The organism is Streptomyces showdoensis (assembly GCF_039535475.1).
In the GTDB taxonomy this organism is placed as follows: Bacteria; Actinomycetota; Actinomycetes; order Streptomycetales; family Streptomycetaceae; genus Streptomyces; species Streptomyces showdoensis.
Map to the genome: position 1 here is coordinate 2,857,874 of NZ_BAAAXG010000026.1, position 26,020 is coordinate 2,883,893.

Sequence of the window (26,020 nt, forward strand, 5' to 3'; positions counted from 1 at the left end):
CATGGCGAGACACCTCTACTCCTGCCCCCTGCGCTGGTCGGACATGGACGCCTTCGGGCACGTCAACAACGTCGTCTTCCTGCGGTACCTGGAAGAGGCGCGGATCGACTTCATGTTCCGGCTGGCGCCGGGGAACGGGAGCCCGTCCTTCTCCGGCGGGTCCGTCGTGGCCCGGCACGAGATCGACTACCTGCGCCCGCTGGTCCACCGGCACGAGCCGGTGACCGTCGAGTCCTGGGTCACGAAGATAGGCGCGGCGTCGCTGACGATCGCGTACGAGATCAAGGACCCGGACGTCACGTACGTACGGGCCTCCACGGTCGTCGTGCCCTTCGACCTGGCGTCCCAGCGCCCGCGCCGGATCACCGAGGAGGAGCGTTCGTTCCTCCAGGAGTACGTCGACGACGGGATGACGTCCGCCGCATGACCGTCCTCGCGCCCCTGCACTTCGCCGACGCCAGGGAGGCGGCGGGCCTCGCCGCCTTCCTGCGCCGGCTGCTGCACTACGACCGCGCCGCCGCCGTCCGCCTCCAGGCCGGCGCCGGCGCGCTCGCCGTGTTCGGGCGGCCGCCGTCCTTCGAGGTGCTCGCGATCCGCACGGCACGCCTGGTCGACGCCGTCGACCTGGACGTGACCGTCTCCGCGGGCGAACTCCTCGAAGGCGTCGAGGAGTCGGCGGGCAAGGCGGTCGTCCCCGACGCCGTCACCGGCCCGCCCTGGGCCGGCGTCCTGCCGCCCCGCTCCGGCTGGGAGCCGGTCGCCGGGGTGCCGTCGGTCGCCGACCTGCGGGGCGCGGTGGCCGCGGCGGTCGCCGAGTTCCGCACCCGCGACGAGGCCCTCGGCGAGGAGCGGCGCACCCGGGCCGAGCGCGACCGCATCGGCCGCGAGATCTGGTCCCGCACCCTGGCCCCCTCCGGGCTTCCGCTGCGGGCCGTCCACGCCGCCCAGTCGCTGGGCTTCCTGCCCGACCTGCCCGACCGGGAGCTCCCGGTCGCCCTGCTCGCGGCGGGCCCCTGGCTGCGGCTGCGCACCCCGTACGGCTCGGTCGCGCTGCGCAGCGTGCCGATGTCCCTGAGCGTCACGCCGGGCGGGCCGCGGTGACGGAGCCGTCCGTGCTCCTCACCGTCGACGCCGAACTCCCCGGCCCCGAGCTCAACGCGCTCTTCCGCGCCTCCTGGCCCGGCCACCGGGACACCGACTTCGGCCCGGTCCTCGCCCGCCGCCTGGTCCACGTCACCGCGCGCCGGGACGGACGGCTCGTCGGCTACGTGAACGTCGCCGGCGACGGCGGCGCGCACGCCTTCGTGCTCGACACCACCGTCCACCCCGACGAGCGCCGCAAGGGGCTCGGGGTCGCCCTGGTCAGGGCCGCCGCCGAGGCCGCCCGGGAGCGCGGGGCGCACTGGCTGCACGTCGACTACGAACCGCACCTCACCGGCTTCTACGAGCAGTGCGGCTTCCGGCCCACGGCGGCCGGCCTCATGGCGCTGACCGGCGACGCCTGACCGTCCCGTCCCGCCCCTCCGCCGCGATCGCCGCGACCGACAGCGCCGCGCCGGACAGCAGCAGGACGGCCGGCACGACGAGCGAGCCGTGGGCCGTGTTCTCGCTCTCCAGGACCGGGTCCATCCGGTGCGCGGGGTCGTAGGCGATCCGTACCGTCCGCCCCTCCTCCGCGACCTTCCGCTCGGCCGCGAACTGCGAGGGGTAGCCGCCCGGGCAGCTCAGCGGGTGGTGGTACAGCGTCTTCTCGGCGGGCGCGCCCTCGCCGAAGGTCGGGTGGTGGGTCACCGTGACCCGGCCCGACACCAGGCACTCGACGACCTCGGCGCGGATCCGCGAGTCCCGCGCCTCCACCCACACCGACCCCAGGCCCGCCAGGATCAGCAGCACCGCGAGGACGCTGCCGCCCTCGCGGAAGAGGGCGTTGTGCGCGAACAGCGCCACGGCGGCCAGGCCCAGCCCGGCCAGCAGGGCGAGCACGGCCGGCAGGCGGACCGGGCTGTGCATGCTCCAGCCCGCCCACAGGTGCAGCAGGACACCCGCGCCGACGGGTACGAGCACGGCGCCCGCGCAGCGCAGGTACGGCAGCGACGGCAGAGACCTCAGGTTCCTTCGCACGAGTCACCCCCGGGGAAGGGGACGCGCGCGGGGGCGGACCGGTTTCCTCCGCGACCCCCGCGACCCCCGCGACCCCCGCGACCCCCGCGACCCCCGGCCGCCTCAGCGGGCCGCGTCGTCCGGCCACACCCCGATGTGGTCCTGCTCCAGCTCCAGCGCCACCCGGTGCTCCATGCCCAGCGCCTCGGTGTACTCCGCGGGCAGCTGGAGCCGCCCGGCCCGGTCGAGCATCGCGTACTCGCGGGCCACCACCGACTCCTGGCCCTCCGCGTCGATCTCGGTGCGCCGCAGCACCTCGGAGGAGGTGCGGCCGTCGCGGATGGCGACCGTGCGGCGCACCTCGGTGGCGACCGCCTGGTCGTGGGTGACGATCACGATCGTGGTGCCCAGCTCCTCGTTGGCCCGCCGGAAGGCGGCGAAGACCTGCTCGCCGGTGGCCGAGTCCAGCTCACCGGTCGGCTCGTCGGCGAGCAGCACGGACGGGTGGTTGGCGAGCGCGACCGCGATGGCGACCCGCTGCTGCTGACCGCCGGACAGCTGGCTCGGGCGCCGGTCGCGGATCTCCGAGATGCCGAGCATGGCGAGGAGCTCCTCGGCGCGCTGCGCCTTCTTCTTGGAGCTGCCCGCCAACTGCATCGGCAGCGCGATGTTCTGGGCCGCCGTCAGATAGGGGAGCAGGTTGCGGGCGGTCTGCTGCCAGACGAAGCCGACGACCTCGCGGCGGTAGCGCAGCCGGGCCTTGCCGTCCATGGCGAGCAGGTCGCAGCCCGCGACCTTCGCCGCGCCCGCGGTGGGCACGTCGAGGCCGGCCAGGATGTTCATCAGGGTCGACTTGCCCGAGCCCGAGGCCCCGACGAGGGCCATCAGCTCGCCCTCCTTGACCAGCAGGTCGAGGCCCTGCAGGGCCTGCACCTCCACCCCGTCGGTGGTGAAGATGCGGACCAGCCGGTCGCAGGCGATCAGCGCGTCATGACCGTACGAGGGCCGGTCGCGGTGCGCCGTCGCCCGTCGTTCCAGCTCTTCGAGCGTGGTGGTCGTACCCGTCGACGTGGTCATCGTGCGTCTCCTGCCCTGAGTTCCTTGATCGAGCCCCTGCGCGAGGCCCACCAGGCCTGTACCGTCGCCGCCGCGCCCGCGAGCAGCACCACCCCGGCCGCCGGGAGCCCGAGCGACCAGACGTCCGCCCGCAGGGCCGCGCCGAGCGCCAGCGTCTCCACCGGGGCGTCGGCCAGCGCGAGCCGGACCAGGTCGACCCCGGGCGCGAGCAGCAGGATCGTCGCCCAGCCCACCAGGACGCCGCCGACGGCGGCCAGCAGCGCCTGCGGGAGCGCCTCCAGGACGAGCAGCCGCCGGGCCTGCCCGCGGGTCAGGCCCATGGTGCGCAGCCTGGCCAGCAGCGTGGTGCGCTCGGGGGCGACCTGGAGCAGCGAGAGCAGCACGGCGAGGACGGCGTAGCCGGCGCCCGCGCCGACGGCGGCCAGGTAGAGCCGTTCGGCTCCGGTCTGCATCGGCGAGTCGACGTACCGGGCGCGCTCCTCCTCGCGCAGGACGACGTGGAGCTTGCCGCCCTTGGCGGAGACCGCGGTCCGCAGCGCCGTGCCGTCGAGCGCGTCGTCCGGGCCGCCGGTGACGAACAGCGCGGTGGGCGCGCGGTTGACGAGGTCGTCGGCGTTGACGATCAGGAAGTCCTGGTCGGGCAGCGCGGGGGTGACCGTGCGCACGGCGACCACCTTGACGTGGAAGCGGCCGGCGGCGGCCGTGATCTCCATGGGGCGCTCGCCGAGGCGTTCGGCGACCCGCGGCGAGGCGATCGCGGGGATCACCCGGTCGGTGTTGCCGACGTTGCGGGGGCCACCGGTGCCGGTGGACCTCAGCAGGTCGGCGGGGAAGGGACCGAAGCCGCTGCGGGCCGCGAGCCGGGCGTACGAGACGGGCTCGATGCCTACCAGCGGGGCGCCCATGCCGTTGTCGGTGCTGCCCTGGGCGGAGGGCAGCTCCAGGCCGTACTCGATCTGCACCGGCGACAGCTCCCGGACCCCGGGGAAGGCCTTGACCGTGTCGGCGAGCCCGGCGGGCAGCGGGGTCCAGCCCACGTCGTGGGTGATCTGCGCGTCCGCGCCGGCCGCGAGGTACGCGGCCCGGTCACGGGCGTCGGAGACGCCGGCGAGGACGGAGCCGCCGAACGCGGCCGTGGTCAGGGCCATCAGGAGGGCGAGCAGCGGCAGCGCGCCGGTCGCCGAGGAGCGTCCGGCCCGGGCCAGCGACAGGTAGCCGACCGCGCCGCGCAGCCGGCGGGCGGGGCGGGCCGCCCAGCGCAGCGGCAGCGGGTACACCCGGATCAGCACGAACGCGGCGATCAGACCGACCAGTACGGGCGCGCTGCTGACCAGGTAGTCGCCGGAGCCGGCGCCGGTGCCGCGCCGGCGCAGCGCGGTGACCGCGCCCGCCGCGAGGACCAGCAGGGTGAGCTCGGTGACCGTGCGGCGGCGGGAGGGCCGGGCGGAGACCAGGTCCTCGCGGCCCCCGTGCAGCACGGGGCGGCGGTGCAGGACCATCGCGCGCACCGGCAGCACGAGGGCGGCGATCAGGGCGGCGCCCGTGGCGGCCAGGGCGGCGGGCCACAGGCGGGCGCCGCCGGGATCGCCGACGAGCGGGACGGCGAGCAGCAGTCCGAGCGCGGCGGCCGGGACGCAGACCGCGGCGGTCTCGCCGAGCAGCCGCAGGCCGATGCCGGGCAGGGAGGCGCCGCGGGCGCGCAGCAGGGCGAGTTCGGCGTACCGCCGGGCGGTGAACAGGCCGCCGGTCATGGCGAGCACGACGGCCGCGACCGCGCCGACGCCGGCGGCGGCGACGGCGACGACCGAGGCGATGGCGTCCCGCATGCCGGCGTACTCGGCGAGGACCTCGTCGAGGTCGGTGGCGAACTGGCCGTTGGGGCCGAGGGCCGACCGCAGTTCCACCAGGGCGGGGCCGCCGGCGGCCGAGTCGAGCGAGGAGCGCAGGGTGTCGGCGTCCCGCGCGGTGAGGTGGCCGACGGAGGGGGCGTAGCGCCAGTACTGCTCGGGTTCGCCGAGGGTGCGGGAGAGCGCGGGCGCGCTCTCGGGGGACACGATCAGGCTGGCCACCCAGTACCACTTGACCTCGGCGATGCCCCGGGCGGTGAACAGCGGGGTGTGCAGGGTCGGGTCGATGTCCCAGTAGGCGCTGTGGACGTCGCGCGGCTCGATGACGCCGGTGACGGTGACCGGTGTCCCGCCGCCGTCGGTGCCGGGCAGGTGGACGACGGAACCGACCTTCAGGCCCAGGGCCTCGGCGGTCTTCGCGGTGACCGCCGCCTCCATGGCGCCGCCCGGCCCCGCGGCGGGCGCGCGGCCGGCCGTGAGGGTGGAGTGGGCGGCCAGGTCGGAGGGCGAGTCGAGGACGAACTCCGGCGGCAGGCCGTCGGGCTGCGGCAGCCACGGGTCGAGGGCCGGGAGCCGCTTCGTGGTGTGCACGCCGTACGCGGAGTTCGCGAGGTCGGCGCGCAGCGGCTTGGGCAGCAGGGGGGTGAGCTGGTCGCGGGTCGCGCGCAGCTTGTCCTGCCGGTACTCCGAGGCCTGCCGCTCCGGGGGGAGGCTGGCCGCCACGTTGTTGGTCAGGGTGACGACGGTGCGGCGCGGCGGGGCCGAGTCGACCGCGTGCCACATGCCCTCGGTCTCGTACGCGTCGACGGCCCGCGGCAGCGCGGCCGCGAGGAAGGCCGTCACCAGCACGAGCAGCCCGTAGGCGAGGGCCGTGCCCGGGGCGGTCCGCAGCCGGGTGCGGACCCAGGGGGCCACGGCGCGGGCGGGCTTGCGGGGCATGACGTCCGCCTTTCCGCGGGTCGGGGCGGTGGAGGGCATCAGTGGTCCCCCTCGGTCCGCGGGGTCGACGGGGTCGGCGGAACCTGGGGGGCTCGCGCGGCCACCGCGGTCCGTGGGGTCCGCGCGGCCAGGGGGGTCCGCAGGGCCATCGCGGCCACACGGGGCGGCGGGCTGGGCAGCGGCATCAGTTCTCCCCCTGGGTCCGCAGCGTCACGGCCGGGTCGGTGCGGCGCAGGGCGATGGCGGCGACGACGGCCAGCGGGAGCGCGGACACCCCGGCGAGGAGCAGGGCCACGTGGCCCACGGGGAGCTGGACCAGGACGGCGGGCACGGGGCGTTCCGCCTGGCCGGTGAGGACGATCAGGGGGACGACCGCCCGGGTGAGGACGGTGCCCAGGGCGACGCCGACGAGCAGGCCGATGCCGACCAGCAGGCCCTGTTCGGCGGCGACCAGCCGGGCCAGCTGGCGGCGCGGCGCGCCCAGCGCCCGCAGCAGGCCGAACTCGGCCTGCCGTTCCCGCAGGGAGCCGGCCGAGCCGACCGCGAAGCCGACCGCGGCGAGCGCCGCCGCGGCCACCGCCACGGCCATCAGGGCCGAGTTGGGGCCCGCGCCGAGCGGGTCGCCGAGCAGGTCGGCCGCGGCCTCGTCCCGGACCAGCACCAGCGCGGGGTCGGCGTCGGGGCGGGCCCGCAGCGTCTCGGCGACCTCGGCGGTGCGGCCGGGCAGGGTGCTCAGCCACCACTCGGTGGGCGGCAGGCTCGCGGTGGGCGTGACGGACAGCGCCCGGTTCGCGGTGGACAGGTCGACCAGGATCGCGCCGGCGTCCTCGGGGGTGGCGGCGGGGGCGGTCGCGGAGATCGCCCGGGCGCCCGGTCCGGTGGTCGGCAGCTCGCGGACGACCTCGGCGATCCGCACGCTCAGGGTGGATCCGCTGAAGGTGACGTCGACCCGGTCGCCCCGCTTGGCCTTGCTCGCGGCGAGGAAGGCCTCGGTGACGATCGCCGGGACGGTCCGCGGGGGCGCGGGGCGCGGCGCGGAGAGCGTGAGGGTGTACTCCTTGGTGCCGCCGGTGTCGCCCTCGTGCTCGGTGGCGACGTGGAAGTAGACGGTGGCCAGGGCGTTCGCGGCGGGGCGGGCGCTCATCGGGACGGACGTGGTGTCGCCGTTGCCGAGCTCCGCCGCGTACTCCCCGGCCCAGCCGGTCAGGACGGAGGTGCCGCCGATGGGCTGCTCGCCGCCGTCGGCCTTCTCGACGGCCAGCCGCTCGACGACGAGCTGGTGCCCGCCGCCGCCCTCGCCCCACAGGGACTGCCCGCCGATCTCCAGGCCGGCCAGGCCGAAGTTCTCGGGGTCGCCGAGCTCGGCGAGGGGCAGGCCGAGCCGGTGGCTGCGTCCGTCGCCGGGGAGCGTGCCGAGGAGGCGCCGGTACGGGACGCCGTAGCGGTCCTCCAGGACGGCGGTGACCCGTGTCGCGGGCGCGCCGGGCGGCGCGGTGTCCCGCAGGTCGACGCGGAGCGCGCGGGCGCCCGCGGGCAGCGGGATCCCGGGCCGGGGGCCGGCCTTCGGCATGAGGGCCGCGAGCTTCTTCGCGGCGGGGCCGTCGGTGAGGTCGGGGCGGAAGAGCATTCCGTCGGCGGCCTGCCGGGTGTCCACGGCGAGCACGGTGGCGAGGTGTCCGGCGACGTCGGTGCCGCTGCGGTGCACGGACGCCGCCTTGCGGACGCCGGGTACGGCCGCGATCCGCTCGGTCTGCGCCGGGTCGCCGGGACCCGCGCCGAGCACCCGGATCGTCGCGCCGGTGCGGAAGTCGGCCTGGTCGCGCTGCGAGCGGTCCCAGGAGGCGCTCTGTCCGATCGCCAGCATGCCCATCGCCACCGCGAGCACCAGCAGCAGCACCGGGCCCGCGCCGCGCAGCGGGCGGCGGCTGAGCTGCCAGCCCGCGAGGGCGGCGGGCAGTCCGCGGCCGCCGGCGGCGCGCCGTTCGGCCAGCTTGGCGGCGGGCGGCAGCAGCCGCAGGGTCAGGACGGTGCCGGCGAGCAGGGCGAGGGCGGGCGCGGCGACGAGCAGCGGGTCGATGCCGAGGCCGCCGGCCCGGTCGCCGGTGAGCGCGCCGCCGCCGGAGCCCTCGCCGGTCTGCCGGTCCAGCTGCCAGTAGGCGACGCCCGCGATGAGCAGCAGGCCGACGTCGGCCCCGGCCCGCACCGGCGCGGGCAGGGCGGCGGCCCGGCCCTTGCGCAGCGAGACGGCGGCGCCGTCGCCGGCCGCGAGCGCGGGCGCCACGACGGCGCCGGCGCAGCAGAGGGCGACCAGGGCGGCGACCAGCCACACGGCGGGCGGGGCGGTGGCGTCGAGCCGCACGCCGAGCGCGTCGAGCGCGGAGCGGTCGGCGAAGAGCCGGGTGAGCGGTCCGGAGAGCAGCGGGGCGGCGATGGCGGCGGGCACCGCGAGGAGCAGGGCCTCGACGGCGGCGAGTCCGGCGATGCGGCGCCGCGAGCCGCCGCGGGCGCGCAGCAGCTCGGTCTCGCCGGAGCGTTCGGTGCTGAGCAGCCGGGCCACCAGCAGCAGCGCGTACGCGGCGAGCAGCACCAGCTGGACGGCGACGATGCTGAGGGTGGAGCGGGAGACCAGCAGGGCGCGGTCGGTCTGCTCCAGGACGGTGGGCAGCGAGGCGTAGGCGCTCACCGTGGTGCCGAAGGGGGCGGTGTCGGCGGCCATCCGCTCGGGCCCCCGGGCCGCGGCGGCGTGCAGGGCGCCCATCCGGTCGGTGGTGATCCCGGTGAAGTCGGCGGCGCCGAGCCAGGAGGTGCCGCCGGTGGTGACCCGCCCGGAGGCGAGCACGGAGGGGTCGGCGACCAGCGGGCCGTAGGTGGTGAAGACGAGGCTCTTGACCCCGCGGCCAGCGGCCGGGTCGAGCTGCCAGTACAGGTCGGCGAGGTCGAGGGGCCGGTAGAGGCCGGTGATCCGGGCCTTGAGCGGCTTTCCGCCGAGCCGGTCGGTGAGGTCGAGGACCGTGCCGGGGCCGACCTTCAGCAGCTTGGCGGCCTCTTCGGGGAGGGCGGCCTCGACGGCGTCGCGGGGTCCGGTGGCCTTCGGCCAGGCGCCGCGCACCAGGGCGACGCGGGAGCGGTCGAGGCCGGCGAAGTGGGTGAGGTCCGGGTCGCCGGCGCGGGCGGCCGGGGCCTGGAGCGAGCGGGGCAGTGCGTAGGGCCCGGAGCGCTCCAGCTTCCGTACGGTCACCGGGAGCCCGTCGAAGGTGGCGCGGGCCCCGGCCTCGACGGCCGCCTCGGCGCTCGCCCGCTTGTCGGCGGGGACCTGGCCGGTGACGATCAGGGCGGCGGCCGGGGCCGAGCGGCCCTGGAGGGTGCCCTGGAGCGCGGCGTCCCCGATGGAGCCGGAGAACGCGGCGAGGGTGGCCAGCACCGAGGTGGTGAGCAGGACGGCGAGCAGGGCCGCCGCGAGAAGCAGCCGGTGTGCCCTGACGCGCAGAAGTACGAAGCCCGTCACCCATCCCCCTGAAAACACCGTGATCGTTCAGTTTCGAACGTTCATCGGATGCTTTCAGAGCGATATCGATCTGGAAACCGCTTTCGGTGCCACCTTGACACGATCGTGACCGTTATTCGGGGCGCCGTCACCGGAATGTGTCACTCCGCGGTGTTGACCATCGAAGCGGCCGCGTAGGTCAGGTACCGCCACAGCTGCGCCTCGTGCTCGGGGGCGAGCTCCAGCTCGTCCACCGCGTCCCGCATGTGCCGCAGCCAGGCGTCGTGCGCCGCCCGGTCGACCGTGAACGGGGCGTGCCGCATCCGCAGCCGGGGGTGGCCGCGGTGGTCGCTGTAGGTGCGCGGGCCGCCCCAGTACTGCATGAGGAACAGCACCAGGCGCTCCTCCGCCGGGCCCAGGTCCTCCTCCGGGTACATCGGCCGCAGCAGCGGGTCCTCCGCCACCCCCTGGTAGAAGCGGCGGACCAGGCGCCGGAAGGTCTCCTCGCCACCCACCTGCTCGTAGAAGGTCTGCTCCTGAAGCGTGCCGCGCGGAATCTCGTTCACCGTTCCATCGTCTCAGATGCCCGGACGGAGGACCGGAGGCTTAGGACTCCCGGCCGCCCCCCGCCGCCGCCCCCGGCCGCCCCCCGGGCCGGTCCGCGCCGACCGGTGGCCGGAACCGTGCGCGGGGCAGCACAGTGGACCCATGCCCGAGATGTTCGCCGAGGAGGCGGCGCGGGCGCGACGGGCGCTGGTGCGCGAGATCGAGGCGTACGGGGTCCTGCGCGACCCCGCCTGGCGGGACGCCTTCGGCCGGGTCCCGCGCCACCTCTTCGTGCCCTACTACTACGTGCCCGGCGCCGGCGGCTACGAGCGCCTCTGGTCCGGCGACCCCGACCCCGCCCGCCGCACCCGCTGGCTGCGCGGCGCCTACCGGGACACCGCCCTCGCCACCCGGGTCCGGGACGGCGCCCTGGTCTCCTCCGCGAGCCAGCCCTCGCTCATGGCGCAGATGCTCGAAGCGCTCGACGTCCGCGACGGCCAGGGCGTCCTGGAGATCGGCGCGGGCACCGGCTACCACGCGGCCCTGCTCTGCCACCGCCTCGGCGACCGCCACGTCACCACCGTCGACCTGGACGAGGAGATCGCCGAGTCGGCCCGCGCCCACCTCGCCGCCGCCGGGCACCGGCCCGCCGTGCTCACCGGCGACGGAGCCCGGGGCTGCCCCGAGCACGCCCCCTACGACCGGGTCGTGGCCACCTGCGCGGTGCCCTCCGTCCCGTACTCCTGGCTCGACCAGTGCCGGCCGGACGCCCTCGTGCTCACCCCGCTCTCCACCGGGCTCCTGCTGCTGCGGGTGCGCGACCCCGAGCACGCGGAGGGGCGCTTCCTGCCGACCTCCGCCTACTTCGTCGCCCTGCGCGGCGGCAGCGCCCGCACCCCGCGCCTGCGCACCACCGGGGTGCCCCGGCGGGTGTACGAGGACGAGGGCTTCCGGTTCCTGGTGTCCCTGGCGGCCGGGGGCCTCGACACGCGCGAAGCGCTCTCGCTCTGGCAGCGCGAACGGCGGCCGGAGCGGGAGCGCTTCGGGGTGACGGTGAGCGGCGGGCGGCAGTGGGCCTGGCTGGACGACCCCGAGGGGCCGTACGCCTGGCCCCTGCCGGACCTGTAGGGGAACCTCAGCCGCGCCGGACGGTGATCGTCGTCCAGGCGCCGACGTGCACCCGGTCCCCGTCCTGGAGCTGCACCGGCACATAGGGCTGGATCGGGTCGGCGGAGCCGTTGATCGTGGTGCCGTTGGTGGAGTTCTGGTCCACCACCGCCCAGGAGCCGTCCGGCTGCTGCACGAGCACCGCGTGCTGGTGCGAGACGCCCGGGTCCTCCGGCGGCACCGACAGGTCGATGTCGGGCGACTCGCCGGTGGAGTGCCGGCGGCGGCCGATGCTGATCTGGTTGCCCTGGAGCCGGACGTGCTGCTCCGGGGAGTACGCGGGCAGGTTGAGCCCGGTCGCCTCCGGGCCGCTGCGCTGCATCATCGCCATGAAGTAGTCGCGGTCCGGGCCGATCAGCACCGTCCACCCCGCGGGCGGCGCGGGCTGGTGGAACCCCGGCGGCGGACCCTGCGGGGCCGGGCCGGCCGGCGGCACGGGGGCGGGCGGCACGCTCAGCGGGGGCGGCGCGGGCGCCGGCGACCGAGGCTGCGACGGCGGGGAGATCATCCAGTCGTCGTCCGCCCGCGGCGGGGGCGCCATCGGCTGCGGCGCGGGCGGCGGCGGAGGCGCCTGGTGGAAGCCCTGCGGGGCCTGCGGCGGCTGCGGGGCCAGCGGCGGACGCTGCGGCGGCGCCTGGTGGTGGGTCGGGTCGGCGCCCAGCGGCTCGGCCGGACGGTTCACCTGCGAGGGGCGCGAGCCCTGGTACTCGTACGGGTCCCGGAAGGGCTCCGGGTGCTGCGGCTGGGGGTGCTGCGCGTGCGGCGGCTGCGGCGGCTGCGTGTGCTGGGGCTGCGGGGGTGCCGGCGGCGACTGGAAGCCCGGCGGCAGGTTCAGCCCGGGCGGCGGGCCCTGCTGCGGCTGCGGGGCGATCGGCGTGTACGAGGTCGCCGTGTTGGTGAGGAAGTTCCAGCGGCACTCCTCGCAGAACGGCGCCATGTGCTCGCGCGGCGTGCGGCACTGCGGGCACAGCTCGGCCTGGGCGGTCGCGTTCGGGTCGTAACCCCCGGGACCCCCGGGACCCGCGGGACCTCCGTGGTGCGGCTCGTACCCCCCCGGGACCCCCGGGACCGGGGTATCCGTACGCGGGCGGCGGCGGGGGAGGCGGCGGGACGGCACCCGTCGGCGCACCCGCCCCGGCCATGCGATGGCCGCAGACCTCGCACCAGTCGTCGGAGACCGACTGGTGTCCGTTCGGGCAGGTCGGCATGTCGGTGCTTCCCCCTCTCGTCGTCCGTCGAGCGTCGCTTCCCGGAGCTATTCGGAGCTTTTCGGAGCTTTTCGGAGCCTTACTTCTTCACGCGAACGGTCTTGGTGGAGCGCGTCTCGAGAGTCATCTCGTCCGCTTCCGCGACCTTCGCCTTCAACCGCACAGTACCCGTCGCCGCGTCGACCACGTCCACTACCTTCGAAAGGAGTTTCGCCGTATCGGCGTTGCCGGAGGCCGCCGCGAGCTGCACCGCACGTCCCAGCTTGGCCGTCGCACCGTCCCGATCGCCCGATTTGCGCGCGTCCAGGCCCTCCTGGATCGCGTCGGCGAGCTCGGCCTGCCCGGTGTAGTGGGCGACCTGCGGGTTGATGGAGGTGGACATCGCCATGTCGTCCGTCCACACCGCCCGCACCAGCCCCTGGGACAGCGTCGTCGGCGTGCCGCCCGCCGGGTCGGGGACGATCAGCGAGACCCGGGCGGCCAGCATCTCCTGGCCGATCGCGGCCTCCGGGACCCGGACCGAGACGTGGTAGTCGCGGGACTCGTCGCCCCACGAGCCGGTCGGGTAGTCACCGGCGCGCGGCCCGGCCTCGGTGCGCCGGCCGGTCAGGTCGTCGACCGTCGGAGCCACCTGCTTCACGAAGCCGATCTCCACGCCGACCGGGGTCCACAGGCGCAGCGCGACGTCCGCGACCTCCTTGTCCATGGCGTGTTCCATCATCGTCGTGAAGTCCTGGGCGAGCCCGGCCGGGTTGGCGACGATGTCGGCCGTGCCCAGCAGTGCCGAGGCGATGCCGGTGACCTCCTTGACCTCCCAGTCGGTTCCCACCCCGCGGGCGTCGCAGGTGAACCGGCCCGCGCAGTCGTCCAGGGCGGCCCGCAGGTCCTCCGGCGACTCGTGCTCGTTGCGCCCGTCGGTGAGCAGGATGCCGTGCCGGATCGACGCGTCGCTCGTGGCGAACAGCCCGGCGGCCAGCCGCAGCCAGGTGCCGATGGCCGTGCCGCCGCCGGCGCTCAGTCCGCGCAGCGCGTCCTTGGCCTGGGCGCGGGTGCGGGCGTCGGCGACGGCCAGCCGCCGCCCGCCCGGGTAGACCTCCCTGGCGAGGTGGGTGCCGGCGACGACGGCGAAGGCGGTGCCGTCGCGGAGGGTGTCGATCGCGGCGGCGGCGGCCTCGCGGGCCCCGCGCATCTTGGTCGCCGGGTAGTCCATCGAGCCGGAGCAGTCGAGCATCAGCACGACGGCGGCGGAGCCGCCGCCCGGGGTGACCGGGGCGACGGAGGTGCCGGTTCCGGTTCCGGGTCCGGCTCCGGAGGCGGTGACGGTGACGATCGCGTTGACGTCCCGGCCGCCCTCGGGCAGGTACTCGTTCTGGTAGACGTCCACCGAGAACTGGGGCCCGGTCGGCTTGGAGAAGTTGGCCATGGTGATGCGGCTCCTCGGCTCACGGTCACGTGAGGTGAAGGGAAGGTCGGAGTCGTGGTCGTGGGTCGGAGTCGTGGTCGTGGGCGGGGTGGGAACGACGGGCCGCGGCCTCAGGCCGATCCTGCCCCCGCGGACGGAAGGGCGAACGGCAGCAGCGCGACCGTGACGTTGTCGTGGCCTCCGCCGTCGAGCGCGTGGCCGACCAGGACCTGTGCCCCGTGCAGCGGGCGCCCGGCGGCGTCCGGGGGGACCACCCGGGCCATGTCCTCGGCGCCCTCCGCGTAGTTCCACAGGCCGTCGGTGCAGACCACGACCACGCCCGGCCGGTCCGGCTTGAACGAGGCCGTGTGCGGCTCCAGTTCGTACGCGTCGGCGCCGAGCCAGCCGGTGATGGCGTGGGCCCGCTCGTCCGCGTAGGCCTCCGCCTCGTTCATCAGCCCCGCGGCGACCATCTGCGCGGCCCACGAGTCGTCCTCGGTCAGCCGGGCGGCCGGCGCGGTGCGGTCGTCCGGCACCCAGTAGGCGCGGCTGTCGCCGACCCAGCCGACCACGAGCAGCCCGCCCGCGACGATCGAGCCGACGATGGTGCAGGCCGGGGCGTTCTGGTGCTCGCGCTCCTTGACGGTCTCCTCCGCGAGGGAGTTGACGGCCTCGGCGGCGGCCACGATCGCCTCGTGCATGGCCTGCTGCGGGTGCGTCCCGCGCGGCAGCGCGGCGAGCAGCGAGGCACCGGCGGCGGAGGCGGCGGCGCTGGACGCCTCGTCGGGGCGGGTCGCCGAGGAGACCCCGTCGCAGACGATGGCCAGCGTGGCGGGGGAGCCGTCGGGGAGCGCGGTCGAGGACACGGCGAAGGCGTCCTCGTTGCGGTGGTGGCGCAGTCCCCGGTCGCTCACGGCGGCGACCGAGGCCAGCTCCTCCTCCATGTGGTCGCGCTCGCGCGGCTGGGCGTGCCCGCAGTGCTCGCAGTACCCGTCGCGGTCCACCCGGCCGGTCCGGCACGCCACGCACAGCTTCCGGTCGTCGCCCTCGCCCTGGAGGGCGGTGCGCGGGTCGGGCGCGGCGAGGGTGAAGTCACCGTCGCTGCCCCCGGTGCTGCCGGTGCCGCCCGTGCCCCCCGTACCGCCCGGTTCGGCGGTGGCCGCGGTGGCCGCGGTGGCCGCGGCGGTCGGTTCCGGCAGGCCGTCGGTGCGGACCGGGACCGTGGGCAGGTCCCGGCCGCCCGAGTCGGTGCCGGGCAGGTCGCCGGGGTGCTGGGTGGCCGTGGTCAGGGACTGGGGGTCCCGGGGCGGCGGCTCGGGCCAGTCCACCGGCAGGCTGATCGGCACCGTCGGGCGGTCCGTCCCCGGCTCCGGCTCCGGAACCGCCGACAGGTCGTACCCGCAGGCCCCGCAGAAGCGGTCGCCCGACTCGAGCGGCTCCGCGCACTCGGGGCAGGTCCCCAGGGGGTGCGGCGGCTTGGGCTTCAGGGACATACTCACACCCACGTCCTGGGGCGGAAGCGGTTGGCCCGCTCCACCAGTTCGATCCTCTCCTCGCCCTGCTGGGCGAGCCGGGCGAGCACCCGGTACGAGCGTTCGAGGCCGAAGCGCAGTCCGCGCTCGTCCAGTGCGCTGCCGAGCAGCACCGTGCCGGCCGGGCCCGCGCCGGGGCTGCCGGAGAGCACCCAGTCCAGCGCCGTGCCCAGCACCTCCGTGGAGAGGCGCTCGCGGCGCACCGCGTCCAGGCCGAAGCCCTGGAGCGCCGAGACCTGCGCGGCGGCGGCCGTCAGATCGGCGCCCAGCGGCTCGTTGGCGGGGCGGCGGCGCAGCCGGGCCCGCACCGCGGCGACCCGGGCCGCCGTGTAGTGGATCGACGACTCCGGCACGGACTCCAGGGTGCGCACCGCGGCGGCCCGGTCGCCCGCCGCGAGCTGCACCCGGGCCAGGCCGAACGCGGCGCTGACGTAGCTCGGGTCGGTCGCCCACACCAGGCGGTAGTACTCCGCCGCGTTGTCCAGCTGGCCCAGGAACTCGGCGCAGATGCCGAGCGCCAGCTTGGGCGCGGGCTCGCCGGGGAAGGCGTCGTAGATCGCGTCGAAGGAGAGCGCGGCGCCCGCCTGGTCGCCGGTGACCAGCGAGGCGACGCCCCGGTACCAGACCACCCGCCAGTCGTCCGGGTGCCGCTCCTCCAGCGCGGCCAGCGCCTGGCCAGCCGCGGCGACGTCGCCCATCTCCAGCCGGGCCCGCAGCTCGCGCAGCCGCAGTTCGAGCGAGGGGACGGGCGCCGCGTGCAGGGCGGTGATCAGCTCGGCGGGCGCGGCGGCCAGCAGACCGGCGAGGAAGCCGGCGTTGGGGTCGCCCGGATCGACCCGCGGCACCGGCAGCGCCAGCGCCGTCGCGGGGACGTCGAGCGGCCGCAGGAAGCTGCCGCCCCGCCCGGCGACGGCCGTCGGCAGCGCCTTGCGCCCGCGCCGGGGCGCGCGGGCCCCGAGCACCGACACGTCGTCCGTGTGCTCCTCGAACAGCTCGGTGTCGGTGACCCGCGTCTCCGCGCCGAACAGGGTGGAGAGGGCCGGCCGGGGGCGGCCCGACTGCAGGGCGACGACCTCCCGGAGCACGCCGGTCAGCTGCTCGGCCATCTCCTGCGCGGAGGCGAACCGGCGGCCCGGGTCCGGGTCGGTGGCGCGGACGAGCAGCCGGTAGAACGACTCGTAGGTGCGCAGCACCTCGATGCCGTCGGGCTCCGGGAGCGAGTCCACGAACACGTTCGTGTAGCCCTGGAAGTCGAAGGTCAGCACGGCCAGGGTGCGCGCCACCGTGTACAGGTCGCTGGCCACCGACGGGCCGAGCTCGGCGACCTCCGGGGCCTGGTAGCCGACCGTGCCGTAGATCGCCGACTCGTCGTCGTCCATCCGCCGGACCGCGCCCATGTCGATGAGCTTCAGCTGGTCCTCGGTCTGGATCGCGTTGTCGACCTTGAAGTCGCAGTACAGCAGGTTGCGGCTGTGCAGGTGGCCGAGGGCCTCCAGGGCCTCGATGCCGTACGCGCAGGCCTGCTCGACCGGCAGCGGGTCGCGGCGGCCGTCGGGGGTGCGCCGGTCGTTGGCGATCTCCTTGAGGGACTTGCCGCCCACGTACTCCATGACGATGTAGCCGTCCATGGAGCCGGTGCGCTGGTCGAGGTGCTCGACGAAGTTGTAGATGCGGACGATGTTGGAGTGCTCGATCTCGGCGAGGAAGCGGCGCTCGGAGATCGCCGCCGCCATGGCGTCCTGGTCGCCGGTGTCGAGCAGGCCCTTGAGGACCACCCAGCGGTCCGAGACCGCCTTGTCCACCGCGAGGTAGATCCAGCCCAGGCCGCCGTGCGCGAGGCAGCCCGCGACCTCGTACTGCCCGTGCACCACGTCCCCGCCGCGCAGCTTCGGCACGAAGGAGTACGGGTGCCCGCACTTGGTGCAGAAGCCCTCCGTGCGGCCGGCCCGGTCGCCGCGCGAACGGCCCACCGGAGCCCCGCAGTCGGAGCGCGAGCAGAATCGCTTCCGCTCGGGCACCTCGGGGTTCGCCATCACCGCGGCGCGCGGGTCGGGACGCGGCACCTCCGGCACCGCCACCAGGCCCGCGCCGAGCCGGCCCCGCCCGGACTGGCCGCCGGCCGAGCCGGAGCTGCGCACCGACACCGAGCGGGCGGTGCTCTGCCCGGACAGCGCGCGCGAGAGCCGGCCGGAGACGGACCGCCGCGAGGTCGAGGAGCGGGAGGAGCGCGAGGAGCCGCGCGCCGAGGCGCGCGAGCCCGACCGGGCCGAGTCGGAGCCCTTCCCGGCCACGGCCATCCCGGTCGGCGTGGACGCGAGCAGCCCGCCGGGGGCGACGACGGGGGCGAGCCCGCACGTGTCGCAGTACAGCTCGCCGCCGCCCATGTCCTCGTACGAGCCCTCGCACGACGGACGCTGACAGCTGCTCACTCCGGACTCCCCGCTCACCACTGGTTCCCCCTGTCGTCCCTCGGCCCCGAAAGCGTCTCGGTCGCCGCCTGCTGGTAGCGCAGGACCGCCTGTTCGGCCACCCGCAGGTCGCACGGGGCGCTCCACAGCATCCGCCGGGCCGCGTCGTACCGCTCGATCAGCAGCGGGTCCTCCGCCGCGCCGAGCCGGGCCACCTTGGCCTTGTACGCGTCGAGCCGGCCGCGCAGTTCCGCGCGGACGGCCAGCGGCGCGGTCACCGCGGTCAACGACTCGCGGGCGCGCAGCAGTTCGTCCTCCGCCTCCCGTTCGAGGGAGTCCAGGAGCGGGGAGAGCCGGTGCCACTGGGCGTGCCTGCGGTACTCGGCGGCGGTGGCCAGCCGTTCGTGCAGGACCGTCGGCGGTCCGCTGACGGCCGGCACCTCCGAGGCGGCGATCTTCGCGAGGACCTCGCCGCGGGCAGTCCGGGCCTCCGCGAGCGTGCGGTCCGCCCGGGACAGCACGTCCCGCACCCGCAGCAGCCGGTCCTCCGAGTCCTGCCGGACCTGGAGCACGGCCTCGATCTCCCGCCGGATGTCCTCCAGGGCGCGGGCCGCCCGGTCGTACCGTCCGGTGTCGGGCCGGCCGCCGCCCGGGGCCGAACTGCCCGTCGCGGGCTGCCAGAAGGCGAGCGGATCGGACACCACCTGGGAGCGCAGCGCGGTCAGTTCGGCGGTGATCGACTCCAGTTCGTCCCCGGCCGGGTGCTCGCCGGGCCGCACCCCGACCGAGTGCGCCAGGGAGCGGGTCCGGCCCAGCTCGGCGGCGAGCAGGTCTATCCGCGCGGGCAGCGCGGACCAGACGGCGTCGGCGGTGACGATCACGTCGAGCGAGGCCGCGTACAGCTCGTTCATCCGCCGCACCAGCTGTTCGAGGGTGAACCGCTCCGACAGCAGGGCCTGTTCGCGCGCCCCGCCGGAGACGTGCACGCTCTCGCCGCGCAGCCGGTCGGTCAGCTCGGCCAGCTCCTCCCGGCCGGGCCAGCGGCGCCGGGCGCGCACCTCACGGGCGTCGTGCAGGGCGGCGGTGTAGGCGTCGAAGTAGGCCCAGAGCAGGGTGATCGTCCGCTCGGTGGACTGCCAGCGGTCCCGGGTCGTGCCGGTCAGCCCGGCGCCTTCGAGCAGCCTGCGGCCGGCGTGGTCCTGGAGCGCGAGGAGCGAGTCCTCGACCGCCTTGTGCTCGGCGCCGAGCCGCGCCAGCGCACGGTCCACCTCGTCCCGGTCCATCACCGGCCCAGGGGGTCCCGTGACGCCCATCGATCACCTCTCGCTCTACTTGTACTTGGGTGCGGGCGGCCCGGATATCCCGGGCAGGTCCGCCTTCAGCCAGGTCTCGTACGCCCGCTGCCAGGGGCCCTGCCGGTAGTCGACGAGGACCTTGTTGACCCGGCGGACCAGGTCGTCGTCGCCCAGCTTGGCGGCCACTCCGTAGTACTCGGTGGTGAACGGCTCTCCCTTGAGCTCGACGGCCGGGTCCTGGGCCGCCTGGCCCGCGGCCAGCGCGTTGTCCGTGAGGACCGCGTCGACCTCGCCCATCTGGAGCCGGGCCAGGCAGTCCAGCTGGTTGGGGACGGTCAGCAGGTCCGGGTCGTCCTTGGTGCCGTCGCCGACGTCCTTGTAGACCGCGCCGAACGACTTCTCCTCCAGGGCCTCGTAGGCCGTGGAGCCCTCCGCGGTGCAGACCCGCTTGCCGCTGAGGGAGGCGTCGTAGCCCGTGATCTCCGAGTCCTTGGGGGCGAGGATCTGCTGCCCGACCTGGAAGTAGGCGGTGGAGAAGGCGACCTGCTGGATGCGCTTGCAGTTGATCGTCATCGTGCGGACCACGAGGTCGACCTTGCGGCTCTCCAGGGCGGCGATCCGCTGGTTGGTCGGGATGGTCCGGAAGACGATGGCGTCCTCGTCGCCGAGGATGTCCTTGGCTATGGCCCGGGCCAGGTCGATGTCGAAGCCGACGAGCCGGCCGGGGGTGGTCTCCTTCCGCCCGTCCGGCAGCACCTTGGTGGTGGCGGGCGTGCGGTAGCCCCAGCGGTAGCTGTTCTGGTCGACGCCCACGATCAGCTTGCCGCGCCGCTTGACGGCGGCCACGGCGGGGCCGTCGACGGAGGACGGGGTCAGCGAGGCGTCGGGGTCCTTGCAGCTGTCGGCGGTCTCGGCCCGCACCTGCAGGCCGGTGCCCACCCCGGGACCCGTGACCACGGCCGACGGGGCGGCTCCGGCGCCCGCCCGCGGCAGCGACAGCAGGGCCGTCGAGACGGTCAGGGCGCAGACGGTCGCCATGGCGGCGACCCCGCCCCAGCCGCGCAGGCGTCGGGCGACCCGGCGCGCGGCCGCGCGGCCCGCCGACGGGCGGACGGGCACGGTGCCGTCCGGCACCCGGCCCGCCGGGCTCGTGTGCTCGACGCCGTCCGGCATTGCGCCGCCCCCTCTCACCGGTACTCCGACAGTCTGCGGTTGACCCCCGTGACGGCGCACGCCGCGCCGAGCACGCCGAGCACGGCCGCGCCCAGCGGCAGCCCGGTCAGCGCGTCCCGGCCGCCCTCGGCGGCCCGGGTGAACTCGTCCTGCTCGTGGGCGAGGGCCCGGCCGAGGGCCGCGTCGACCTGGTCGAAGGAGCGGCCGGTCGAATCCGCCGGGCCGATGATCCGCTGCATCGCGCCGTCGAAGTCGCCGGCGTCGTCCTTCTCCCGCGCCTGGGCGTGCCGTTCGCGCCACTCGCCGGCCCGGGTGGCGGCCTCGGTGAGCGGGCCGCGGCCCTCCTCGTCGTCGGCGAGCCGGGTCGCCGAGCCGAGGGCGGCGGTCAGGGCGGACACGCTGGCCGCGTAGTCCGCCTCGTACTTGTCGCGCTTGCCGTCCTCGGTGAGCACGGCGCCGCGCGCGACGACCGTCAGGTTCTCGCTGGCGCGGGCCTTCAGGGAGCTGATCCGGGCCTCGTTGAGCACCTGGAGGGAGTCCTGGCCGTGCGCCCGGGCGTCGTCGAGCCCCGCGCGGGCCAGGCCGTGTCCGGCGAGCAGCCACAGGAGGCCGACCAGGCAGGCCGCGGTCGCGCCGAGCAGCCCTCGGTTGAAGACCCGGTTGGTCCGCTCGTAGCTGCGGCGCTGGGCCCAGACCAGCGCGGCGAGGGCCAGCAGTCCGAGGGCGAGCGAGAGGAACGGCCAGACCCGCGCCGCGTCGTCGTCCTCGTGCAGCCGCTCGGTCTCCGCCGCGTACAGCCGTTCGGCGGCGGGCAGCAGCTCCTGGGCCATCGTCTGGTTCGCGTAGCGCAGGTAGGCGCCGCCGAGCGGCAGGCCCTGCCGGTTGGCGGCGCGGGCCCGCTCCACCAGGCCGGTGTAGCGGGGCAGGTGCTCGCTGAGGGTGGCGAGCTCGCGGGCCGAGTCGCCGGAGGCGTCGGTGCTGGCGGCGGCCTTCACCAGGAGCCGGGAGGCGGTGGTGACGTCGTCCGTGTACCGCTCGCGGATCTGCGCGGACTCCTGCGGGCCGGCCAGGAAGCCGCTCGCGGCGGTGGCGTCGGCGTCGGCGAGCGAGCGGTAGATGTCGGCCGCGTCGGCGCTCAGCGGCTGGCTGCGGCCGACCACGTCGTCCGCGTACGAGGCGCGGTCGGCGACCTCGAAGGCCGTGACGGCCCCGAAGGCGACGACGAGCAGCGCCAGCACGGCACCCAGGAAGCGCAGCCGGCCGGGCTCGGTCGTGGCGGCCCGGCGCAGCAGCTCGCGGCCCTGCGCCCAGGCGCCGGGCGCCGCGGGCGGCGGGACCTCGGCCGGAGCCCCCGCTCCGGTCTGCGCGGGCACGCCGGATGCCGGTCGCACGGGCGCGCTCGTGGCGCCCTGCGCCGCCGAGGCGGCGGGCGCGTTCGGCGGGTGTGTCACGTGACCTCCCCCTCGGTCTGAGACGTCGACCTGTCCGTCCGGTGGAGCGGCGGACGACTCCCGGCCAGCAGTATGGCCGCAGCGACTCGCCCGTACACCGGGATTGACTGGATCTTGTTCCTATCGTGCCGCATGCCCGCGGGCCTTCCGCAGGCGAACCCCCCTTCACACATCCCTCACTTTGAATACGTCGCCCGGCCGGAATCGGTTCCTTCTCGAACGTCGCTCGTACGAGTGAACACGCGTGCGGGGCGCCCCGTGAGGGAACGCCCCGCATCCGTGCGCTTCCGTGCGCGCGCCGGTCAGGCCCCGTAGTGCGCCCGCAGCCGCGCCGCCGCCTCCGGCCCCGCGCCCCAGGCGTCCAGGGCCAGCAGCCCCGCGCCCAGCACCGGCGGGGCGGTCACCACGCCGATCACCGCCTTCGGCGCCTTCGCCGCCAGGAGGTCGGCGATCCGGGCGTCGAGCCGCGGATGGCGGGCGGCCAGCACGCTGCCGCCCAGCACCACCGGAGCCTCCTCGTCGAGCAGCCCGAGCCGTCCGAGGGCGACCGAGGCGAGCGCCACCACCTCGTCGGCCAGCCGGTCCACCAGCGCCTGCGCCACCGGGTCGCCCGCCGCACCGGTGCGGAAGAGCACCGGCGTCAGCTCGTGCTTGCGCTCCACCGGGATCCGCCCCAGGTGCAGCGCCTCGATCAGCGCGTACATCGTCGGCAGCCCGAAGTGCGCGGGCAGCGTGCGGGCGAGCTCCGTGGGCTCGCCCCGCCCGTCCTCGGCGCGCGCCGCGAACCACAGGGCCTCGTCGGCGAGTCCGCCGCCCCCGCCCCAGTCGCCGGAGATCTTGCCGATCGCCGGGAACCGCGCGGTCCGCCCGTCCGGCAGCATGCCGACGCAGTTGATGCCCGCCCCGCACACCACGGCCACGCCGCGCGGCTCGTCGATCCCGGCCCGCAGGATGGCGAAGGTGTCGTTGTGGACGTGGACCGAGCGGCTCCAGCCGCGCGCCTCCAGCGCCGCCTTCAACTCCGCCTCCTCCACCGGCAGGTCGGCGTTGGCCAGACAGGCCGCGACCACCTCGAACTCGGCCGGGACGCCGGCCTCGGCGCAGGCCCGGCCGACGATCTCGGCCAGCGCGCCGACGGCCGTGTCCACCCCCACCACGGGCGGCTGGAACCCTCCGCCGCGCGCCGCGCCGAGGACGGTGCCGTCCCCGCCGACGACGGCGACGTCGGTCTTGCTGTTGCCGGCGTCGACGGCCAGCGCGACCCCTCTCACGCCCACGCGAGGTGCTCCCGGTTGTGCGCGATCAGACGGTCCGTGAGCGCCTCGGCGTACCCGAACTGCCCGACCAGCGGGTGGGCGAGCAGCGCCTTGAACACCCGGTCCCGGCCGCCCTTGAGGGCCGCCTCCAGGGCCAGGTCCTCGTAGGCGGTGACGTTGGCGATCAGCCCCGCGAAGAGCGGGTCGAGCCGCGGCACCGCGAGCGGCGAGGCACCGGCCGGGCCCACCGCCGCCTGCACCTCGATCACCGCGTCGTCCGGCAGGAACGGCAGCGTGCCGTTGTTGTACGTGTTCACCACCTGGTACGGGGAACCTCCGCCGCCCAGCAGCGAGGCGGCCAGGTCCACGGCCGCCTCCGAGTAGAAGGCGCCGCCGCGCTTGCCGAGCAGCGCCGGCTTCTCGTCGAGCGCGGGGTCCCCGTACATCTCCAGGAGCTGCTTCTCCATCGCGGCGACCTCGGCCGCCCGCGAGGGCTTGGAGCCGAGCTCCTTCACGACCTCGTCGTGGGCGTAGAAGTAGCGCAGGTAGTACGAGGGGACGACGCCGAGCCGGTCCACGAGCTCGCGGTCCATGCGCAGGTCGGCGGCGACGGCCTCGCCGTGCTCGGCGAGCAGCCGCGGCAGCACGTCCTCGCCCTCGGGGCCGCCGAGCCGTACCCCGGTCTCCCAGGTCAGGTGGTTGAGGCCGACGTGGTCGAGGTGGACCTCGCCGGGGGTGACGTCCAGGAGCGCGGCGAACTTCCGCTGGAAGCCGATCGCCACGTTGCACAGGCCGACCGCCTTGTGCCCGGCCTGGAGCAGGGCCCGGGTGACGATGCCGACCGGGTTGGTGAAGTCGATGATCCAGGCGTCCGGGTTGGTGCGGCGCACCCGCTCGGCGATGTCCAGGACCACGGGGACCGTGCGCAGCGCCTTGGCGAGGCCGCCGGCACCGGTGGTCTCCTGGCCGACGCAGCCGCACTCCAGCGGCCAGGTCTCGTCCTGCTCGCGGGCGGCCTGCCCGCCGACGCGCAGCTGGAGCAGCACGGCGTCCGCGCCCTCCACTCCCGCGTCGAGGTCCGAGGTGGTGACGATCCGCCCCGGGTGCCCCTGCTTGGCGAAGATCCGCCGGGCGAGGCCGCCGACCAGGTCGAGCCGCTCGGCGGCCGGGTCGACGAGGACGAGTTCGGTGATGGGCAGGGTGTCGCGCAAGCGTGCGAACCCGTCGATCAGTTCGGGGGTGTAGGTGGAGCCGCCCCCCACGACAGCGAGCTTCATAACAGTCGGCTAGCCCTTCACTCCGGTCAGCGTGACACCCTCGACGAACGCCTTCTGGGCGAAGAAGAAGACGAGGATCACGGGGGCCATGACCAGTACGGTCGCGGCCATGGTCAGATTCCAGTCGGTGTGGTGTGCGCCCTTGAAGGACTCCAGGCCGTAGCTCAGGGTCCACGCGGCCGGGTTCTCCGAGGCGTAGATCTGCGGTCCGAAGTAGTCGTTCCACGCGGCGAAGAACTGGAAGAGCGCGACGGCCGCGATCCCCGGCTTCGCCATCGGCAGGACGACCCTGACGAGGGTGCGCAGTTCGCCGCAGCCGTCCACACGGGCCGCGTCGAGGTATTCGTTCGGGATGGTCATGAGGAACTGGCGCAGCAGGAAGATGGAGAACGCGTCGCCGAAGGCCATCGGGATGATCAGCGGCCAGAGCGTGCCGGACAGGTCCAGCTCCTTGGCCCAGAACAGGTACATCGGGATGATCACGACCTGCGGCGGCAGCATCATCATCGAGATCACGAGGATCAGGGAGAGGTTGCGCCCGCGGAAGCGGAACTTGGCGAGCGCGTACGCCACGGGGATCGAGGAGACCACCGTCAGGACGGTGCCGAGCCCCGCGTACAGCAGGGTGTTGCGCCACCAGGTGAGGAAGCCGGGGGTCTCGAAGACGCGGACGTAGTTGCCCCACTCCCAGGTGTTCGGGGTGAGGTCGCGGGTGAGCGCCTGCTGGTCGCTCATCAGCGAGGTGAACAGGACGAAGACGAACGGCAGCACGAAGAACAGCGCGGCGGCGACGCCGAGCGAGTGCACCGCGATCCAGTGCAGCAGCGCCTTGCGGCGGGCGGTCCGGGCGGCGGGGGTGACCTCGTCGTCCGGCCGGGCCGGCGCCTTCGGGGGGTCGAGTACCTGGCTCACGGGTCAGTCACCTGCCTGGATCAGACCGCCGCGGCGGCGCATGAGCAGCCCGGTGAAGAGCATGGCCAGGGCGAAGAGGATGAGGGCGATGGCGCAGGCCGCTCCGTAGTCGAAGCGCTGGAAGCCGAGGTTGTAGACGAGCTGCGGCAGGGTCAGCGTGGACTTGTCCGGGTAGCCGGGCTCGAACTGCTGGCCGGAGCCGCCGATGACGCCGGAGGCGACCTTCCCGGCCACCAGCGGCTGGGTGTAGTACTGCATCGCCTGGATCACGCCGGTGACCACGGCGAACATCACGATCGGCGAGATGTTCGGCAGGGTCACGAACCGGAACCGCTGGAAGGCCGAGGCCCCGTCCAGCTCGGCCGCCTCGTACTGCTCCTTCGGCACGTCGAGCAGCGCGGCCATGAAGATCACCATCAGGTCGCCGACGCCCCACACCGCGAGCATGGTGAGCGCGGGCTTGGACCAGGCGGCGTCGGTGAACCAGCCGGGTCCGGAGAGGCCGACCCCGTCGATCAGCGAGTTCACCGGTCCGGTGCCGGGGTTGAGCAGGAAGACGAAGGCGAGCGTGGCGGCGACCGGCGGGGCCAGGTAGGGCAGGTAGAACAGGGTGCGGAAGACCCCGGCACCGGTCTTGATCTTGGTGATGAGCAGGCCGACGCCGAGGCCGAAGACGACCCGGCAGGCGACCATCACCACGACCAGCCACAGGGTGTTGCGCAGGGCCGGCCAGAACATCGGGTAGTCCTGGAAGACGTACGTCCAGTTGTCCAGGCCGTTGAAGGTCGGGGCGGCGAAGCCGTCGTAGTGCGTGAACGAGAAGTAGACGGTGGAGACCATCGGGTAGGCGAAGAAGACGCCGAACCCGATCAGCCACGGGGACATGAAGGCGGCCGTCCGGAGCGCCGATCTGCGGCGCTTCGCGCGAAGGGTGTTGGTGCTCATC

The 26,020-nt window shown here is 75.1% G+C and carries 19 protein-coding genes and 1 pseudogene; 4 read left to right on the top strand and 16 right to left on the bottom strand.

The features are described 5' to 3' along the window. The first annotated feature begins 1 nt into the window (after position 1). The 3 genes from ABD981_RS25985 to ABD981_RS25995 are packed head-to-tail and all read left to right on the top strand — an operon-like array spanning position 2 to position 1,505. Positions 2 to 427, top strand: a complete 426-nt coding sequence (locus tag ABD981_RS25985; protein ID WP_046907214.1) for an acyl-CoA thioesterase — start codon at positions 2 to 4, stop codon at positions 425 to 427. Next, complete coding sequence (locus ABD981_RS25990) at positions 424 to 1,101, top strand: DUF8010 domain-containing protein (RefSeq protein ID WP_046907215.1); 678 nt, start codon at positions 424 to 426, stop codon at positions 1,099 to 1,101. The genes ABD981_RS25985 and ABD981_RS25990 overlap by 4 nt, the downstream gene beginning before the upstream one ends. A gap of 11 nt (positions 1,102 to 1,112) precedes the next feature. Then, a complete protein-coding gene (locus tag ABD981_RS25995) occupies positions 1,113 to 1,505 on the top strand; it encodes a GNAT family N-acetyltransferase (protein ID WP_123954384.1) in 393 nt (130 codons plus the stop codon). On the opposite strand, the gene ABD981_RS26000 is transcribed toward ABD981_RS25995, so the two are convergent. The 5 genes from ABD981_RS26000 to ABD981_RS26020 all read right to left on the bottom strand — a co-directional run bounded on the left by ABD981_RS26000 (position 1,480) and on the right by ABD981_RS26020 (position 10,013). Next, positions 1,480 to 2,121, bottom strand: coding sequence for a hypothetical protein (locus tag ABD981_RS26000; protein WP_131723847.1), 642 nt, complete (start codon positions 2,119 to 2,121; stop codon positions 1,480 to 1,482). The genes ABD981_RS25995 and ABD981_RS26000 overlap by 26 nt on opposite strands. Positions 2,122 to 2,223: 102 nt before the next feature. After that, a complete protein-coding gene (locus ABD981_RS26005; protein ID WP_046907218.1) occupies positions 2,224 to 3,177 on the bottom strand; it encodes an ABC transporter ATP-binding protein in 954 nt (317 codons plus the stop codon). Continuing rightward, on the bottom strand, positions 3,174 to 6,002 hold the full coding sequence (locus ABD981_RS26010; protein ID WP_240495172.1) for an FtsX-like permease family protein: 2,829 nt from the start codon (positions 6,000 to 6,002) through the stop codon (positions 3,174 to 3,176). The genes ABD981_RS26005 and ABD981_RS26010 overlap by 4 nt, the downstream gene beginning before the upstream one ends. A 145-nt stretch (positions 6,003 to 6,147) precedes the next feature. Continuing rightward, complete coding sequence (locus tag ABD981_RS26015) at positions 6,148 to 9,468, bottom strand: ABC transporter permease (protein ID WP_046907219.1); 3,321 nt, start codon at positions 9,466 to 9,468, stop codon at positions 6,148 to 6,150. Positions 9,469 to 9,608: 140 nt separating this feature from the next. Next, positions 9,609 to 10,013, bottom strand: coding sequence for a globin (locus ABD981_RS26020; RefSeq protein WP_046907220.1), 405 nt, complete (start codon positions 10,011 to 10,013; stop codon positions 9,609 to 9,611). 142 nt (positions 10,014 to 10,155) lie between these two features. On the opposite strand from ABD981_RS26020, the gene ABD981_RS26025 reads away from it, so the two are divergent. Beyond that, the gene (locus tag ABD981_RS26025) at positions 10,156 to 11,121 is read left to right on the top strand and encodes a methyltransferase domain-containing protein (RefSeq protein ID WP_046907221.1); all 966 of its coding nucleotides are present in this window, start codon (positions 10,156 to 10,158) and stop codon (positions 11,119 to 11,121) included. Positions 11,122 to 11,128: 7 nt separating this feature from the next. Here the strand turns inward: ABD981_RS26025 and ABD981_RS26030 are convergent. The 11 genes and pseudogenes from ABD981_RS26030 to ABD981_RS26080 form a co-directional block, all read right to left on the bottom strand. Next, positions 11,129 to 12,368: pseudogene (locus ABD981_RS26030) on the bottom strand (FHA domain-containing protein). A gap of 79 nt (positions 12,369 to 12,447) precedes the next feature. After that, on the bottom strand, positions 12,448 to 13,791 hold the full coding sequence (locus ABD981_RS26035) for a vWA domain-containing protein (protein WP_046907223.1): 1,344 nt from the start codon (positions 13,789 to 13,791) through the stop codon (positions 12,448 to 12,450). 110 nt (positions 13,792 to 13,901) lie between these two features. After that, entirely contained in the window at positions 13,902 to 15,263 is a 1,362-nt protein-coding gene (locus tag ABD981_RS26040; protein WP_046907224.1) for a PP2C family protein-serine/threonine phosphatase, read from the bottom strand. A gap of 2 nt (positions 15,264 to 15,265) precedes the next feature. Further along, positions 15,266 to 17,686 carry a serine/threonine-protein kinase gene (locus ABD981_RS26045; RefSeq protein ID WP_123954377.1) on the bottom strand — a complete coding sequence of 807 codons (2,421 nt, stop codon included), beginning with the start codon at positions 17,684 to 17,686 and terminating at the stop codon, positions 15,266 to 15,268. 59 nt (positions 17,687 to 17,745) lie between these two features. Further along, entirely contained in the window at positions 17,746 to 19,023 is a 1,278-nt protein-coding gene (locus ABD981_RS26050; RefSeq protein ID WP_046907226.1) for a coiled-coil domain-containing protein, read from the bottom strand. Positions 19,024 to 19,038: 15 nt separating this feature from the next. Next, positions 19,039 to 20,178 (bottom strand): glutamate ABC transporter substrate-binding protein, encoded by a 1,140-nt coding sequence (locus ABD981_RS26055; RefSeq protein WP_123954378.1) that lies wholly within the window; start codon positions 20,176 to 20,178, stop codon positions 19,039 to 19,041. Positions 20,179 to 20,192: 14 nt separating this feature from the next. Beyond that, positions 20,193 to 21,629 (bottom strand): hypothetical protein, encoded by a 1,437-nt coding sequence (locus ABD981_RS26060; RefSeq protein ID WP_382748330.1) that lies wholly within the window; start codon positions 21,627 to 21,629, stop codon positions 20,193 to 20,195. Between the two features lie 302 nt (positions 21,630 to 21,931). Beyond that, complete coding sequence (locus tag ABD981_RS26065; protein ID WP_046907227.1) at positions 21,932 to 22,906, bottom strand: N-acetylglucosamine kinase; 975 nt, start codon at positions 22,904 to 22,906, stop codon at positions 21,932 to 21,934. Next, positions 22,897 to 24,162, bottom strand: coding sequence for a 6-phospho-beta-glucosidase (locus ABD981_RS26070; RefSeq protein ID WP_046907228.1), 1,266 nt, complete (start codon positions 24,160 to 24,162; stop codon positions 22,897 to 22,899). The genes ABD981_RS26065 and ABD981_RS26070 overlap by 10 nt, the downstream gene beginning before the upstream one ends. Before the next feature lie 9 nt (positions 24,163 to 24,171). After that, the gene (locus ABD981_RS26075; protein WP_046907229.1) at positions 24,172 to 25,074 is read right to left on the bottom strand and encodes a carbohydrate ABC transporter permease; all 903 of its coding nucleotides are present in this window, start codon (positions 25,072 to 25,074) and stop codon (positions 24,172 to 24,174) included. A 3-nt stretch (positions 25,075 to 25,077) separates the two neighbouring features. Beyond that, positions 25,078 to 26,019 (bottom strand): carbohydrate ABC transporter permease, encoded by a 942-nt coding sequence (locus ABD981_RS26080; protein WP_046907230.1) that lies wholly within the window; start codon positions 26,017 to 26,019, stop codon positions 25,078 to 25,080. Position 26,020 lies beyond the last annotated feature (1 nt).

Bases quoted from the DNA above. Each gene is read 5' to 3' on its own strand.
- ABD981_RS25985 (WP_046907214.1), top strand. From the start codon at position 2: ATGGCGAGACACCTCTACTCCTGCCCCCTGCGCTGGTCGGACATGGAC.
- ABD981_RS25990 (WP_046907215.1), top strand. From the start codon at position 424: ATGACCGTCCTCGCGCCCCTGCACTTCGCCGACGCCAGGGAGGCGGCG.
- ABD981_RS26005 (WP_046907218.1), bottom strand. From the start codon at position 3,177: ATGACCACGTCGACGGGTACGACCACCACGCTCGAAGAGCTGGAACGA.
- ABD981_RS26010 (WP_240495172.1), bottom strand. From the start codon at position 6,002: ATGCCCTCCACCGCCCCGACCCGCGGAAAGGCGGACGTCATGCCCCGC.
- ABD981_RS26025 (WP_046907221.1), top strand. From the start codon at position 10,156: ATGCCCGAGATGTTCGCCGAGGAGGCGGCGCGGGCGCGACGGGCGCTG.
- ABD981_RS26035 (WP_046907223.1), bottom strand. From the start codon at position 13,791: ATGGCCAACTTCTCCAAGCCGACCGGGCCCCAGTTCTCGGTGGACGTC.
- ABD981_RS26040 (WP_046907224.1), bottom strand. From the start codon at position 15,263: ATGTCCCTGAAGCCCAAGCCGCCGCACCCCCTGGGGACCTGCCCCGAG.
- ABD981_RS26045 (WP_123954377.1), bottom strand. From the start codon at position 17,686: ATGGGCGGCGGCGAGCTGTACTGCGACACGTGCGGGCTCGCCCCCGTC.
- ABD981_RS26050 (WP_046907226.1), bottom strand. From the start codon at position 19,023: ATGGGCGTCACGGGACCCCCTGGGCCGGTGATGGACCGGGACGAGGTG.
- ABD981_RS26055 (WP_123954378.1), bottom strand. From the start codon at position 20,178: ATGCCGGACGGCGTCGAGCACACGAGCCCGGCGGGCCGGGTGCCGGAC.
- ABD981_RS26070 (WP_046907228.1), bottom strand. From the start codon at position 24,162: ATGAAGCTCGCTGTCGTGGGGGGCGGCTCCACCTACACCCCCGAACTG.
- ABD981_RS26080 (WP_046907230.1), bottom strand. From the start codon at position 26,019: ATGAGCACCAACACCCTTCGCGCGAAGCGCCGCAGATCGGCGCTCCGG.